Raw genomic sequence first — 14,117 nt, 5'->3', positions numbered from 1 at the left:
GCCCGGCCGTGATCTGCACCATCTTACGGCCGGAAAAATCCTCGACATCGTGCATCGGGGCCTTCTCGACATATTCCGAGGTCATCGCCAAAAGCATGGCGCCATAGCTCATGCGGAAGGCGACGCGGTCGCCGACGGAGGGCCTCGGTTCGGCATCGGCGACATCCAAAAGCAGATGGTCGCTGGAGGCGCCGAGCACCCTTATCCCCCTCGCGATCGGCGTCAGTCCCTCGACCAGCACATCCTCGCGGCCGATATTGGCGATGGCGCGCAGCCTGTCGCCTTCGTCGGGGAAGACCGGCTGGTTGCCGAAGGCGTCGTAGCCCGATTGGCCGATCGGTCGTGACGGCTTGAGCTTGACCTCGATGATGTCGCTGGTCAGCCGGCAGGCATCGGGTTCGAGCTCCGCCCACGGCGTGTCGCGGAAGGTCTCGACACCACCCTGCAGGATCGCCTCGCCGACCCGCAGGTTGTTGATGCCGGCCGGCAACTTGCCTTCGAGCAGCAGCGGCAGCGACGACGAGGCGCCGCCGGAGATCACGTCGAGGCTTCTGCCGGACAGGCGCTCGGTCTTGTAGGCATGGGCGACGAGTTGGCCGAGATTTTCCGGCGTCGGCATGATGGCGCCGAAGCAGCCGAGATTGGTGCCGATGCCGGCAATGCGAACGCCCTTGAACTGCAGTATCTGCTCGACGGTCGGGATCAGGTCGTTCGGCCAGATGCCCTCTCGGAGATCCCCGAGATCGATCATCAGCATGATGTCGTGGATGCGGCCCATGCGCTCGGCGATGCGCGATATCTCGCGGATGGTGGCGAGTTCCGACTGCAGGCTGATGTCGACGGTGCGCACCACCTCCTCGACACGCGCCATCGGTGGGCTGCGCAACAGCATGATCGGCGCGTTGATGCCGCTGTCGCGCAGCCGGCGGATGTTCTCGAAACGCGATTCGGCGATGCCGGCGACACCGCCGCGCAACATGGCGCGCGCCACTTGCGGCATGCCGCAAGTGCCCTTGGTGACGCCGAACACTTTTATGCCCGACAGCGCGCAGCGCTCGACGATCGTGCGCGCATTGCGCTCGATGCGGCCAAGGTCGATAGCGACTTGCGGTCCCGACATCGCTACCCCCCGTAGACCAGCCCCTGCGGGTCGATCTCCGGCTTGCGGCCGGCGACGAGGTCGGCAAGGAATTTCCCCGAGCCGCAGGCCATGGTCCAGCCGACATGGCCGTGGCCGGTGTCGAGATAGAGATTCTTGTAGCGAGCCTGGCCGATGACCGGCACCGAGTTCGGCATCATCGGCCGCAGACCGGCCCAGAACACAGCCTTCTTCTCGTCGAAGGCACCCGGGAAAAGATCCTTGCCGGTGCTGATGATCGTCTTGAAATCGGCGGGCTTGAAAGTTCGGTCGAAGCCGGTGAATTCGGCCGTCGAGGACATTCGCAAGCGGTTGCCCAGCCTGGAATAGCCGATCAGCCGGTCCTCGTCGGCGCCGCCCATGGTCGGTCCCTTGCTTTCGTCCTCCAGGGGAATCGTCGCGGTATAGCCCTTTACCGGATAGACAGGCAGGTCGATGCCGTAACGGCGCCCGAGCAGGCCGCTCTCCGGTCCCATCGAGATGACCACGGCATCGCCGGCGACCGGGCCGGCCGACGTCATCACCGCGCGCACATGATCGCCCTCGACGTCGAGGCCTTCGACTGTCGTGCCGAACAGGAATTTGACGCCGAGCTTCTCGGCAGCATAGGCGGCCAGCCTGTCGACAAACTGCTTGGAATCTCCGGTCTGGTCGGTTGGCGAATAGACGCCTCCGGCAATCTTGTCCTTGACGCCGGCAAGGCCTGGTTCCAGTTCGACCAGTCGGTCGCGGCCGACGATTTCGATCGGCAGGCCGTGCCTGGCAAGATAACGGTAATTGTCGGTACCGGTGTCGAGGCTCTTTTGCGAGCGGAAGAAATAGAGGATGCCCTTCTTGCGCTCGTCGTAGTGGATGCCGGTCGCTTCCGAAAGCGCATTGATGCAGTCGCGCGAATAGAGCGCGAGCCTGAGCTTGACGTCGGTGTTGGCGCGCAGGCGCGCCACCGTGCACTGGCGCAGGAAACGCAGACTCCAGGCGAGGAAATAGGGATCGAGGCGCAGCCTGACCTTGATGCCGAGATCATGGTTGTAGAGCCCGCGCAGGAAAGTCTTCAAAGCCGCCGGCGAGGCCCAGGCGGTGGCGTCACCCGGTGACACCAGGCCGGCATTGGACTGGCTGGTGCCTTGTGCCGCCGCCGGATGGCGCTCGATCACTGTCACCTCATGGCCGTCGCCGGCCAGATAATAGGCGGCCGCCGTACCGACGACACCGGCCCCGAGCACCGTTATTTTCATGCCATCCCCCAAGATCTCCTCGCGGGCGACGCCTCCGCGCCTTGCCGCGAACGCCTTCAATAGCGCTTCGCTGCCCGCCTTGCGAGCCCTCGGGAGAACCCGGCTCAGCCGCGCGCGGAGTTCTTGCCGGTCAGGATGCGTTCCCAGGCGAGCGCGTCGGCGACGATCTGGTCGAGATCGTCGCGTTGCGGGGTCCAGCCGAGTTCAGCGCGGGCGAGATCCGAATTGGCGACCACCGCCGCGGCGTCGCCGGGACGGCGATCGCCCATCTTCACCTCGAAATCATGGCCGAAGGCGCGGCGCACGCTGTCGATGACCTCGAGCACCGAGTAGCCATGGCTGTAGCCGCAATTGGCGACGAGGCTTTGTCCCCCGGCACGCAGCCGCTGCAAGGCCAGGCGATGCGCCGCCGCCAGGTCGCTGACATGGATGTAGTCGCGCATGCAGGTGCCGTCCGGCGTCGGATAATCGGTGCCGAACACCTGCATGAACGGCCGCTTGCCAAGTGCCGTCTCGCAGGCGACCTTGATCAGATGGGTTGCGCCCGGCGTCGACTGGCCGGTGCGGCCCTTCGGGTCGGCGCCGGCGACGTTGAAGTAGCGCAGCGCGGTATAGCGCAGGCCATGCGCGATCGACGCGTCGCGCAGCATCCACTCACTCATCAGCTTGGACAGGCCATAGGGCGATTCCGGCGACAGGCGGGCGTCCTCGCGTACCGGCTCCAGGCCGGCTCCGCCATAGACGGCGGCGGTCGATGAAAAAATGAAATTGGGCACGCCTTCGCGCACCGCGGTTTCGATCAGCGTGCGCGTCTTCGAGGTGTTGTTCTCATAGTAACTGAGGGGGTCGGCGACCGATTCCGGAACCACGATCGAGCCGGCGAAATGAATGATCGCGTCGACCTTGTTCTCCCTGATGACCGAGCCGACCAATTCCCTGTCGGCGACGTCGCCGACGACCAGCTTCGCCTCCGGCGCCACCGCCCATTCGAAACCGGTGGAAAGGCGATCGAGGACGACCACGCTCTCGCCGGCATCAAGCAACTCCCAGACCATGTGGCTGCCGATATAACCGGCGCCGCCTGTAACCAAAACCGTCATCCGCGTCCTCGCTTATCCAAGATTTATCGGAAACTGTCTCAACCCCCGCTCTACTGGAAAGCCCGCCGCATAACCATTGAAACCGTGGTAACCGGCATCGCCGGCTAGTGGCATCGTCCTGAAACAAAGTTGATCCACATCAAGGGAATAGGCCACGATCCGTGATCGTTAGGAACAGGTCCGGGGCGTGGCATTTTGACCAAAAAGGCCAGGTGGACGACCAACAGGCCAATGATTATGATCCCGCGCAAAAATTGGGAAGCCTATATGAACTATCAGCGGTTCTTCGAGGAAGCGATCGACCAGCTCCATGCCGAGCGTCGCTACCGCGTTTTCGCCGACCTGGAGCGGATCGCGGGCAAGTTCCCGCGCGCCATCTGGCGTTCCAATGGCCGCGCCGAGGAAATCACCGTCTGGTGCTCCAACGACTATCTCGGCATGGGCCAGCATCCCGACGTCATCGCCGCGTTCCAGAATACCGCTGGCAAGATGGGTTCGGGCGCCGGCGGCACCCGCAACATTTCCGGCACGTCGAACCCGCTGGTCGAGCTCGAGGTGGAGCTTGCCGACCTGCACGACAAGGAAGCGGCACTGGTCTTCACCTCCGGTTTCGTCTCCAACGAAGCCTCGATCTCGACCATCGCGAAGCTTTTGCCCAACTGCCTGATCATCTCGGACGAATTGAACCACGCCTCGATGATCGAAGGCGTGCGGCGTTCCGGCGCCGAGAAGAAAATCTTCCGCCACAACGACGTGGCGCATCTGGAAAGCCTTTTGCAGGCGGCGGGGCGCGAACGCGCCAAGCTGATCGTCTTCGAAAGCGTCTATTCGATGGATGGCGACATCGCGCCGATCAGAGAGATCGTCGAGCTCGCCGAGCGCTACAACGCCATGACCTATATCGACGAGGTCCATGCCGTCGGCATGTACGGGCCGCGCGGCGGCGGCATCACCGAGCGCGAAGGCCTGGCCGACCGCATCGACATCATCGAAGGCACGCTGGCCAAGGCGTTCGGCACGCTGGGCGGCTACATCACCGGCACCAGCGCTGTGATCGACGCCGTGCGTTCCTATGCGCCGGGCTTCATCTTCACCACGGCACTGCCGCCGGCGATCGCGGCTGCCGCGACCGCGTCGATCCGCCATCTCAAGCGCTCGCAGGCCGAGCGCGACGCCCAGCAGCAGCAGGCGCGCCGAACCAAGCAGATCCTGTCGTCCGCCGGCCTGCCGGTGATGGACTCGCCGACCCACATCGTGCCGCTTCTGGTCGGCGATCCCGAGGCCTGCAAGATGGCCAGCGACCGCCTGCTCGGCGTGCACGGCATCTACATCCAGCCGATCAACTACCCGACCGTGCCGCGCGGCACCGAGCGGCTGCGCATCACGCCGACGCCGTTCCACTCCGATGCGCTGATCGCCGAATTGCAGGATGCGCTGGTCGAGACCTGGGATGCGCTCGGCATCCCCTATGGCTCCGCCGGGCGGCCTTCGGTGGCCAAGAGCGACCGCATCATTCCCCTGCTGGTCCCCAAGTCAGGCGGCTGAAGCCGTTGCTGGTTGCGCCTGTCGATTGCTTCCAACGCCGCGACGCTCCGACGTCACGGCATGGATCCTAGGGTCTCCGCGACGTCGCTTCGCGACTGCTACGCCCTAGGATGACGAAGCGTGGGGGCTTCTGGCTAGTCACAGAGTTGGAGTCTGGCATCGTAGCAATGGCCGACCTTCGAGGTTGGCCGAGGCATCTTTCTCTTCGTCATCCTAGGGCGGAGCAAGGAGCGAAGCGACGCGGCGCAGACCCTAGGATCCATGCCGTTACTGCGGCCGAAGAGTGAGGCGGTCCAGAATCTTCAAACGCGCGGCTTTCCTGTCCAGCCCAATCCTCAAACTGCCTTCATCCACTTCGCCAGCCGGTGTGCCGCTTCCTCGATCTGGTCGAGGCGGCGGTGGAAACACAACCGCAAAAACGCCTCGCCGCCGGGGCCGAAAGCCGTGCCTGGCGCCAGGCCGACATTGGCCTTGTCGACAATGTCGAAGGCAGCGGTGCGTGAATCGGTGATGCCGTCGACAGTGAAAAACAGATAGAACGCGCCCTGCGGCACCGTAAACCCAGCGCGGCCGGTGGCGCCGAGGATGCCGCAGACAAGGTCGCGCGCCTTGCGCGCCCGCTCCACCTGTTCGGCAACGAAGGCATCGCCCTCGTCAAGGGCGGCGGCCGCGCCGCGCTGCATGAACTGGGCGACGCCGGAGTTCGAATACTGGATCAGGTTCTCGAACACCTGCTGCAAGCTCGGATGCGTCTTGATCCAGCCGACACGCCAGCCGGTCATCGCCCAGTTCTTGGAGAAGGAATTGACGTACAGGATACGGTCTTCCGCCGACGCGATGTCGAGGAAGGACGGCGCGCGGCCATGGCCATAGTGGAAAAGCGAATAGATCTCGTCCGCGATGATCCACAGATTTTTCGCGCGCGCCAGATCGAGGATGGCCTGCAAGGTCTCATGATCGGCGGTCCAGCCGGTCGGGTTCGACGGCGTGTTGATGAACAGCGCCTTTGTGCGCGGCGTGATCGCCGCCGCGATCTTCTCGACGTCGCAGGACCAGCCATTGCCGGAATGATCGAGCGTGACCGCCACCGGAACGGCTCCCGCTATCGCTGCCGCGGCATCGAAATTCGGCCAGGCCGGCGACAGATAAACCACCTCGTCGCCCGCGCCGGCGAGCGCGTCGAGCGCCAGCTGGATGGCATGCATGCCGGAGCCGGTGACGATGAATTCTTCCTCCGGGAAGGTCTTGCCGAAATGCCTGGCATAGTAGCGGGAGAGCGCCTGCCTGAGATCGGGGATGCCCCTTTGCCAGGTGTAGAATGTCTCGCCGCCGGCCAGCGCCTTCGACGCGGCATCGGTGATGAAGGCTGGCGTCGGCAGGTCGCCCTCGCCGGCCCAGAGCGGAATCATGCCTTCGCGCAGGCGGCCGTAATTGACGACGGCGACAATGCCGCTTTCGGGTGCCGCACGGGCCTCGGTGCGCAAACTGTCGATCAGGGTCATTGGCGGGTCCGTTTTGGTCTGCGGTTTTCGTCAGCGGTCCTTACCAGATGCGAAAACAGAAAACCCCGGCCGCGAACGACCGGCGTCTTGGTCCAGCAAATGCCGCCGGTGGTCAGCGCCTGGCGAGCAGATCGCGAATTTCAGTGAGCAGCGCGACGTCGGCGGGCGGCGGAGCGGCCGGTGCAGCGGGTTTCTCGCGCTCAAGCCGCTTGCGCATGTTGTTCACCGCCTTGACCATCAGGAAGATGATGAAAGCGAGGATGAGGAAGTTCAGCGCCACGGTGATGAAGCTGCCATAGGCAAAGACCGCGCCCTGCTTCTTGGCATCGGCCAACGAGGTCGCGTTGACGGCTGAGGACAATCCGAAGAAATAGTTGTTGAAGTCCAATCCGCCGAAAATCGCACCGACGATCGGCATGATGATGTCGTTGACAAGGGAATCGACGATCTTGCCGAAGGCCGCGCCGATGATGACGCCGACCGCAAGGTCCATCACATTACCCTTGGAAATGAATTCCTGGAATTCTTTCAGCATTCGACCCTCCTTGTCGTGACTGGCCGAGCTGCCGTTTCCGTCCTTGCGACATCGACCTGAGACAACATAACAAAAACCTCCTGACGCAACATCGGCAAAAAGGGAAAGCAACCGGTTTCTCCTTACCGGGAGCCGGCTAGGTTGCTCGCCAAGACCGACCCCGGTTCAGTTGTTCGAGACCCACGGTTCGGCAGGAGCAGCGTTGAATTTCTGGCAATCATAGGCGATTTCGCCTATAATATTCTCATGAACATGCTCGAAACCATCAGCATTGACGTTTACCCGTGGGCGGCTCCGACAAAGGAGCAGCGCGCTTGGTTCGACGCGCTTTCGCCCGATGAGAAGCGGAAAGCGATTCAGGCGGCCATCGACGAAGGTTTTGAGAGCCCCGTCAGCGACAAGTCTATCGACGACATTATTCGGGAAGCGCGTGCCGAATTCCCGCATGCGCCATAGGATAACGCATCGCGCCGAACGCGATCTGAAAGACATTTACCGACACACCTTCGAAAACTTCGGCCACACTCAGGCCGAAAAGTATCTGCGTGAACTCGACGCGGTGTTTGAATTGCTCGGCGATTACCCGAATATGGGCAGGCTCTATGAAGGCAGGACCCATCAGTTCGTCCATGGCAAGCACATCATCCTCTATCGTATGGGTTCGGAGGAGATCATTGTCGGCCGCATCTTCCACGGCGCCCAGCGGCGATCTTCACCATAACGACATCGACACCGACGCGCCGGCCTGAGAACCGTCCTATGCAGCTCTGCAATGGACTCGGACGCCAAGCTGTGATTGCGTCCGGGCAAGCCGGATAGAAAGACGGCAGAGGAGGAAAGTCCAAGCGTGCAGGGCTTGTTCATCGTCATCATCGCGGTCGCCTATGTGACGCTGCTGTTTGCCATCGCCAGCCTCGGCGACCGCCGCTCGGCCATCTCCGAGCCGAGCCGGGGGCGGCCTTTCATCTACGCACTCAGCCTCGCTATCTACTGCACATCCTGGACTTTCTTCGGCTCGGTCGGTCTCTCTTCCGAACGCGGCCTCGAATTCCTCGGCATCTATACGGGCCCGGTGCTCGTCTTCGTGTTCGGCTTCCCGCTGCTCAACCGCATCGTGCGGCTGGCCAAGACCGAGAAGATCACCTCGATCGCGGATTTCCTCGGCGCGCGCTACGGCAAGAGTTTCACCGTCGCGGCGATCGCCACGCTGATCGCCACCATCGGCGCGGTGCCCTATATCGCGCTGCAGTTGAAGGCGATCTCCGGTTCGGTCAGCCTGATGGTCGAGCACTATACGGGATCGCCGCCTTCGTTCGATCCCTTCGTCAGCGACATCTCGTTGGTCGTCGCCATGCTCCTGGCGCTGTTTGCGGTGCTGTTTGGAACCCGTCACGCCGACGCCACCGAACACCAGGACGGGCTGGTGCTGGCGGTGGCGGTCGAAACCGTGGTCAAGCTCGCCGCCTTCCTGGCGATCGGCCTGATGGTCACCTTCCTGATCTTCGGCGGCCCGGGCGACATGTTCGACAAGCTCGCTGAGAACGCGCAGGTCCGCCAGGCGATGAGCTACAACACTTCGCTCGCCACCTGGCTGGTGCTGACGTGCCTCAGCGGCTTTGCCGTCATCATGCTGCCGCGGCAGTTCTACGTCACCATCGTCGAGAACCGCGGCGAGGCCGAACTGCGCACCGCGACATGGGTGTTCCCGCTCTACCTCGTGGCGATCAACCTGTTCGTGCTGCCGATCGCCTTCGCCGGCCTTTCGCTGGTCGGCACCGGAACCAGCAGCGATCTCTACGTGCTGTCGCTGCCCCTGTTCAGCGGCCATGATGTGCTGGCGATGGCGGCTTTCATCGGCGGCCTGTCGGCGGCGACGGCGATGGTGATCGTCGAAAGCGTGGCGCTGTCGATCATGATCTCCAACGACCTCGTCATTCCATTGTTCGTGCGCCGCCTGCTCAAGACCTCGACCTCCGAGACCGAGGACTGGTCGACGCTCATCCTCAATGTGCGGCGCGGGGCGATCTTCATCCTCTTGTTCATCGCCTTCCTCTACTACCGCGAGAGCACCGACAGCGCGCGACTGTCGTCGATCGGCCTGATGTCGTTCGCGGCCATCGCCCAGTTCGCGCCCGCCCTGATCGGCGGGCTGATCTGGCGCGGCGCCAACGGCCGGGGTGCGGCACTCGGCATGGTCGCCGGCATCCTCGTCTGGGGCTATACGCTGCTGTTTCCGTCGCTTGCCGCCCCTGATACCGGCATCATCGTGCATGGGCTGTTCGGCTTCGAGGCCTTGCGGCCGCAGGCCCTGTTCGGCACCGTCGCCGAACCGCTGAACCACGGCGTGCTGTGGAGCCTGTCGCTCAACGCGGTGTTCTTCGTGCTCGGTTCGCTGTCGCGCGCATCGGTGCCGCTGGAACGTATACAGGCGTCGATCTTCGTGCCGCGCGATGCCGGCCCGATGCCAAGCCTGCGCCGCTTCCGCACCGCCATCACCGTCAACGACCTCAAGGACACGATCGGGCGCTATCTCGGCGTGGAGCGCACCGAGCGCTCCTTCCAGTCGTTCGAAAAGACCAACGGAACCTCGCTGCACGGCAATGAGCAGGCGAGCATGGACGTCATCCGCTTCTCCGAGCAATTGCTCGCCAGCGCCGTCGGTTCCTCCTCGGCGCGGCTGATCCTGTCGCTGCTGTTTCGGCGCCACGACCGCGAATCCCGAGATGCCTTCCGCTTGCTCGACGACGCCACCGAGGCGCTGCAGCACAACCGCGACCTGTTGCAGATCGCGCTCGACCAGATGGAACAGGGCATCACCGTCTTCGATCGCGATTTCCGCCTGATCTGCTGGAACCGCCAGTACCGGGCGCTGTTCGACCTGCCCGACGAGATGGGCCAGGTCGGCGTCTCGCTCGACCGCATCCTGCGCCATCTCGCCGAGCGCGGTGACATCCCCGCCGATCAGCGTGTGGCCATGCTCAACCGGCTGACCAGTTTCGTCAGCCCATGGCAGATGGAACTGAAAACCTCGGGCCGCATCCTGGAACTGCGCTCCAACCCGATGCCGGACGGCGGCATCGTCGCCACCTATGCCGACATTTCCGGGCGCGTGGAACAGGATCTGGCGCTGAAGCGTGCCAATGAATCGCTGGAGCAGCGCGTCAAGACCCGCACCATCGAACTGACCCGGGTCAATGAGGAGCTGGCGCAGGCGCAGATGCTGGCCGAGGAGGCCAATCTCGGCAAGACGCGCTTTCTCGCCGCCGCCGGCCACGACATCCTGCAGCCGCTCAACGCCGCCCGGCTCTATTGCTCCTCGCTGATCGAGAAGGCCGGCAAAGGGCCTGCCGGCAAGGCCGCCGTGAACATCGAATCCTCGCTGGAATCGGTCGAGACCATCCTCGGCGCCGTGCTCGACATCTCCCGCCTCGACGCCGGCGCGATGAAGCCGGACGATACCGCCTTCAACCTCGACGGATTGCTGCGCCAGATCGGCAACGACTTCCGGCCGCTCGCCGCCGAGAAGAAGCTCGCGCTGACCATCATGCCGTCATCGCTGACAGTGACGACGGACCGCAATCTGCTGCGCCGCCTGATCCAGAATCTCGTCTCCAACGCCATCAAATACACGCGCCACGGCCGCGTGCTGGTTGGCGTCAGACGGCGCGGCGATTTGGCCGAGATCCAGGTGATCGACACCGGCATCGGCATCGCCGGCGACAAGCTGAACACCGTCTTTCGCGAATTCACCCGGCTCGACGAGGGCGCGCGCGAGGCCGAGGGCCTCGGTCTCGGCCTCTCCATCGTTGACCGCATCGCCCGGGTGCTGCGGCTGGAGATCCGGATCTTTTCCAACCCTGGCAAGGGCACGCGCTTCTCCGTCATCCTGCCCGTCGCGGCCGTGCAGGAACCGCGGCGCGAGATCGACGCCAGGGTTCCTGCCCGCGCGACGGCTTCGCTGGCCGGGCTGCACGTGCTGTGCATCGACAACGACGCCCGCATCCTAGAGGGCATGCGGCTCCTGCTCGAAGGCTGGGGTTGCAACGTCGACACCGTGTCCGGTTCAAAGGATCTGGAAAGCGTGGTGACACACCGCCCGGACATCGTCCTTGCCGACTACCATCTCGACGGCGAAACCGGTCTCGATATCATCGTCAGGCTGCGCGCGCTCCATGGCGACACCCTGCCGGCCGTGCTGGTCACCGCAGACCGCTCCAATGAGGTGCGCACGGCCGCCGGCGGGCTCGAGATTGCGGTGATCAACAAACCGCTCAAACCAGCGGTATTGCGCTCGATGATGGCCAGGGTCAGGCCACTGGCACCGGCGGCCGAATAGCAGCAAAGGCGCCCGGTCTCAGCCCTGGTGTCCGAGGGTGGAGTCCTAGAGCATTTCACCGTTTCACGGAACGGCGATCTGATCTAACTCTTTGTTTTAACGCAATTCTAGACGGAAAACCGCTTCACACTTTTCCTGGAATTGCTCTAGGCCAGGCCGTCGACCATCTGGGAACTGCGGAACCGAGGCCGTCCGGCATTGCCCGCCACAGGCGGACGATGCTCGCGAAAGGCCATTGCAAGCGTCCTCAGCGCCTCGCGGGACTTGGCGTCCGTCAGCGTCGAAAGCAGCACGATCTCGGAAGGCGGCAGCGCCGGCAGCCCGAATTTCCGGCTGACCTCGATGGTCCCGGATGGGGCAAGCCGGCAGGAAAATACCGAGGCTGCGAGGCCGGCCGAGACGGCCTCGGCAACGGCGAAGGAGCCGCAGCCGAGGAACACCTCCGTCCACGGTATTCCGACAGCGTCGAGCGCGCGGGTGGTGATGTTACGAATACCGCAGGATGGCGAGGATGCCGCCAGGCGCAGCGGCTCGTCGGCCTGGTGGACGAAGCCGGGCGCGGCGTACCAGCCGAAATGTTCGGGCGCCAGCACTTCACCATCGCGCCGGTCGTCCTCCCGGCGGATGATCGCCGCGTCGATCTCACCGCGATCGAAAGCGTCCAGCAGGTCGCGCGAATCATCGAGCCGCACTTCGATGGTGAGCGCCGGGTCATGCGCATTGAGCCGCGCCAGCAATGTCGGGACTTCCGCGCCTCCGACATGGGTGGCGATGCCCAGCGTGAAGCGGCGGCGCACCGAAGACAGGCTGGCAATGGCGCGATCGTGTGCGGCGAGGAAGTCGCGTGCGGGCTGGAGAAACACCGCGCCCTGCGCCGACAAGCGCACCAGCCGAGGCGTGCGCTCGATCAATTTCTGGCCGACGCGATCTTCCAGCCGCTTCAGCTTCACGCTGATCGCCCCTTGCGTGCTGCCAAGAGCCTCGGCCGCACGCGTGAAGCTCTGAAGATCGGCGATGGCGACGAATGTTTTCACAGCGTCTACGTCCAGCGTCATGTCAGCTATCCGCACTTGTTGTCTCTGAAATAGCCAACCATGCAATTCTAAGATGATCAAGCCTCGCCTACCCTGGGCCATACGCGCGCCGGGCGAGCTGCAATGGATTCGCCGATTGCCGACAAATACGTTCGAAAGGTTGAACCATGCCCACTGTAGTGACCCGCCGAGGCATCGTCGTTCTGTTTGCCGCCTGCCTGGCGTGCCTGATGTTCGGCCTGGAGATTTCAAGTGTTCCCGCGATCCTGCCGACACTGGAGCAGGTGCTGCACGCCGACTTCAAGCAACTGCAATGGGTGATGAACGCCTATACGATCGCGGTCACGACGGTGCTGATGGCGGTCGGCACGATCGCCGATCGTTACGGGCGCAAGCGTGTCTTTCTGGTCGCCATCGCCGCCTTCGGCCTGACATCCCTGATCTGCGGTCTCGCTGAAAGCGTCTCCACGCTCATCGTCGCCCGGTTTCTGCAGGGCCTGAGCGGCGGTGCGATGCTGATCTGCCAGCTTGCCGTGCTGTCGCATGAATTCCGGGAAGGGCGCGAACGCGCCGTCGCATGGGGCTGGTGGGGCGTCATCTTCGGCACCGGCCTCGGCTTCGGCCCCATCATCGGCGGCGGCATCGTCGCGGTCTCGAACTGGCAATGGGTGTTTCTTGTCCACGTGCCGGTTGCGGCGCTGGCGTTCGCCCTCGCTCTGATGGGCGTCCACGAATCGAAGGATCCACAGGCGGGCAAGCTCGACGTAGCAGGCATCCTGACGCTGTCGCCGTCGGTTTTCTGCCTCGTTTTCTACATCATCCAGGGGCCGGATCTGGGTTTCTCCAGCCCTGCCGCGCTGGCGATCCTCGGTATCTCGATAGTGAGCTTCATCGCCTTCCTCATTGCCGAGAAGGTCAGCCAGCGGCCGATGTTCGATTTCTCGGTCTTCCGGATCCGGCCCTTTTCGGGCGCCATCGTCGGCTCGGCCGCGATGAACCTCAGCTATTGGCCTTTCATGATCTACCTGCCGATCTGGTTCCACGCCGGGCTCGGCTATGACACTGTCTCCACCGGCCTTGCCCTGCTTGCCTACACGCTGCCGACGCTTGTGCTGCCGCCGTTGGCAGAGCGCTTTTCGCTGCGTTATCGGCCCGGCATCATCATTCCGGCGGGCCTCCTCATCATCGGCATCGGGTTCATCCTGATGAAGCTCGGCAGCGCCGCCGCGCAACCGGACTGGCTGACGATGCTGCCCGGCTGCCTGATCGCGGGGATAGGTCTGGGAATAACCAACACACCTGTCACCAACACGACGACGGGTTCCGTTTCGAGCGATCGCGCCGGCATGGCCTCCGGCATCGACATGAGCGCGCGCATGGTTTCATTGGCGTTGAACATCGCGGTGATGGGCTTCATCCTGGCCAGCGGTGTGCTGGCGCATCTGGGGCAAGCGCTGCCCGACCTCGACGCTGCCCAATTGCGTCTTCTCGCCGAAGCGATCGCTGCTGGAAATCCCATCTCAGGGCTCGCCGGAACCGTCGCCCAGGATGCGCTGCGCAACGGCTTTGGCTGGGTCATGCTCTATGGCGGGATCGGCGTCTGGATTATGGCCGCCATCAGTTTCGCGAGCTTCAACGGCCGGCCGGTGCGGCGGACGGAGGTTCAGTGCTCTGATTGAATACTATTCTGAT

11 protein-coding genes are annotated in these 14,117 nt (G+C 63.7%); 5 read left to right on the top strand and 6 right to left on the bottom strand.

Going from position 1 to position 14,117, the window contains the following annotated elements; genetic code table 11:
• The 3 genes from EOD15_RS14730 to galE all read right to left on the bottom strand — a co-directional run.
• The coding region (locus EOD15_RS14730) for an alanine/ornithine racemase family PLP-dependent enzyme (RefSeq protein ID WP_148129555.1) at positions 1–1,120 on the bottom strand (1,120 nt) is incomplete at its 3' end.
• 2 nt (positions 1,121–1,122) lie between these two features.
• Complete coding sequence (locus tag EOD15_RS14725; protein ID WP_127320761.1) at positions 1,123–2,373, bottom strand: D-amino acid dehydrogenase; 1,251 nt, start codon at positions 2,371–2,373, stop codon at positions 1,123–1,125.
• Between the two features lie 104 nt (positions 2,374–2,477).
• On the bottom strand, positions 2,478–3,473 hold the full coding sequence (gene galE / locus EOD15_RS14720) for a UDP-glucose 4-epimerase GalE (RefSeq protein ID WP_127320762.1): 996 nt from the start codon (positions 3,471–3,473) through the stop codon (positions 2,478–2,480).
• A gap of 267 nt (positions 3,474–3,740) precedes the next feature.
• Here galE and hemA point away from each other — a divergent pair, with 267 nt between their 5' ends.
• Positions 3,741–5,018: a 5-aminolevulinate synthase gene (gene hemA / locus EOD15_RS14715; protein ID WP_127408584.1), complete on the top strand. Its 1,278-nt coding sequence runs from the start codon at positions 3,741–3,743 to the stop codon at positions 5,016–5,018.
• Positions 5,019–5,353: 335 nt separating this feature from the next.
• Here hemA and EOD15_RS14710 read toward each other — a convergent pair whose 3' ends face one another.
• Positions 5,354–6,520, bottom strand: coding sequence for a pyridoxal phosphate-dependent aminotransferase (locus EOD15_RS14710; protein ID WP_127408583.1), 1,167 nt, complete (start codon positions 6,518–6,520; stop codon positions 5,354–5,356).
• A gap of 112 nt (positions 6,521–6,632) precedes the next feature.
• Positions 6,633–7,055: a large conductance mechanosensitive channel protein MscL gene (mscL, locus tag EOD15_RS14705; protein WP_027038576.1), complete on the bottom strand. Its 423-nt coding sequence runs from the start codon at positions 7,053–7,055 to the stop codon at positions 6,633–6,635.
• Positions 7,056–7,196: 141 nt separating this feature from the next.
• Here mscL and EOD15_RS14700 point away from each other — a divergent pair, with 141 nt between their 5' ends.
• The 3 genes from EOD15_RS14700 (at position 7,197) to EOD15_RS14690 (ending at position 11,391) form a co-directional block, all read left to right on the top strand.
• Positions 7,197–7,511: a hypothetical protein gene (locus EOD15_RS14700; protein ID WP_127321223.1), complete on the top strand. Its 315-nt coding sequence runs from the start codon at positions 7,197–7,199 to the stop codon at positions 7,509–7,511.
• Positions 7,501–7,776, top strand: coding sequence for a type II toxin-antitoxin system RelE/ParE family toxin (locus tag EOD15_RS14695; RefSeq protein WP_127321224.1), 276 nt, complete (start codon positions 7,501–7,503; stop codon positions 7,774–7,776). The genes EOD15_RS14700 and EOD15_RS14695 overlap by 11 nt, the downstream gene beginning before the upstream one ends.
• 126 nt (positions 7,777–7,902) lie before the next feature.
• A complete protein-coding gene (locus EOD15_RS14690) occupies positions 7,903–11,391 on the top strand; it encodes a PAS domain-containing hybrid sensor histidine kinase/response regulator (protein ID WP_127321225.1) in 3,489 nt (1,162 codons plus the stop codon).
• A gap of 146 nt (positions 11,392–11,537) precedes the next feature.
• Here the strand turns inward: EOD15_RS14690 and EOD15_RS14685 are convergent, their stop codons facing one another.
• Entirely contained in the window at positions 11,538–12,446 is a 909-nt protein-coding gene (locus EOD15_RS14685; RefSeq protein ID WP_164761810.1) for a LysR substrate-binding domain-containing protein, read from the bottom strand.
• A 146-nt stretch (positions 12,447–12,592) separates the two neighbouring features.
• On the opposite strand from EOD15_RS14685, the gene EOD15_RS14680 reads away from it, so the two are divergent.
• A complete protein-coding gene (locus EOD15_RS14680; RefSeq protein WP_127408582.1) occupies positions 12,593–14,104 on the top strand; it encodes an MFS transporter in 1,512 nt (503 codons plus the stop codon).
• The last annotated feature ends 13 nt before the right edge of the window (positions 14,105–14,117 follow it).

The organism is Mesorhizobium sp. M7A.T.Ca.US.000.02.2.1, from assembly GCF_003996995.1.
GTDB lineage: Bacteria > Pseudomonadota > Alphaproteobacteria > Rhizobiales > Rhizobiaceae > Mesorhizobium.
This window is presented reverse-complemented; position numbering and strand designations above follow the sequence as displayed.